Origin of the sequence: Nocardioides guangzhouensis (assembly GCF_004519545.1) — a bacterium.
Taxonomy (GTDB): domain Bacteria; phylum Actinomycetota; class Actinomycetes; order Propionibacteriales; family Nocardioidaceae; genus Nocardioides; species Nocardioides guangzhouensis.
Genome location: NZ_SDKM01000113.1, coordinates 1 through 1,201, shown reverse-complemented (window position 1 = coordinate 1,201; position 1,201 = coordinate 1). Strand labels below are relative to the sequence as shown.

Annotated in this window: 1 protein-coding gene; it reads left to right on the top strand. The window is 69.1% G+C overall.

Annotated elements, in window-relative coordinates; all coding sequences use genetic code 11:
- Positions 1-302 precede the first annotated feature (302 nt).
- Positions 303-1,025, top strand: a complete 723-nt coding sequence (locus EKO23_RS24680; RefSeq protein ID WP_167880650.1) for an alpha/beta fold hydrolase — start codon at positions 303-305, stop codon at positions 1,023-1,025.
- Positions 1,026-1,201: the final 176 nt, after the last annotated feature.

Below are 1,201 nucleotides of genomic sequence, written 5' to 3'. Positions count from 1 at the left end.
GGTCGCCGAAGCGGTCGCGCGGCTGGCGCACAGCGTGAAGTGAGGCGCCGAAGCCGAGCGTGAACGCACGCGCCGTGATGCCTGGGACGCGTCAATTCGCCGCCCGCGGGGCGATGTCAGCGGGTTCGTCGATCGGTGACCAGCGGGGGTTCACGCGGCGCTGTTTGGGTGGCTGCTCGCAGTGCACTCGAGCCGTACCCCTGCCGGGCCGAGCGATGCCGACGTAGCTTGTGGGACATGGCCGCCGTTATTTGCCCTACCTTCGGCTGGGTGATGGGTCCCCGCTGGTCGTGTCGCCCGGCTTGAGCTCCGAGCACGCCAACCCGACAGGCATCTGGCGTCGCACGACACTGTCCTGGGCGGCGCCGTTTGCCGAGCACTTCACGGTCTACCTCGTGCAGCGCAAGCCCGGTCTGGCGAGGGACGCGACGCTGTCCGACGTCGCGGCGGACTACGCCGAGGCTATCGAGCGCGACCTCGGCCGGCCGGTGCTGTCGCACGGCACCTCAACGGGTGGGTCTGTCGCGCTGCAGATCGCGATCGACCACCCGCAATTGGTGCATCGGATGGTGGTGGCGGCAGCAGCTTGCCGGCTTGCGCCGCACGGGCGCCCGGTGCAGGAACAGTTGGCCCGGCTGACCGAGAGCGGTGACGCCCGGGGTGCGTCGGCCTTGCTCTGGGGAGCCGTGGCGCGGCCGATGCTCAGCTATCCGGCCCGAGGGCTTGGTTGGCTCATGGGCCGCAGCTTCAAGGTCGACGACCCGTCGGACATGTTGACCATGATCGCTGCCGAGGACTCCTTCGACGCCGAACCCGAACTTTCGAGGGTGCAGGCACCGACGCTGGTCCTCGGAGGTACCGCCGACCCGTTCTACTCCGAGGACCTCTTTCGGCGCACGGCAGATGGGATCCCTCGAGGGCGCGTCGTGCTCTTTCCCGGCAAGGGCCACATCTACGCGGCCGGCTCCAAGGTGCCGGCCGCAGTCGCGCTGGGCTTCCTGCTCGAGCCGGGCTTCCGCGACTGATCCACCAGGTCGAGCACCGAGCGGGCTTCAGGAACCGCACCCGGCTCTTTCGTCACCACACCCTTAGCAACCCGAACCTCGTCCCGTTCCCGGGCAGATGCCCGCTCGGTGATGCCTCAAGGTGCGTCAGTCCAGCCTCGTGTCGGCGCGTGGGGCTGGCTTGGCAGGGTCGTCAG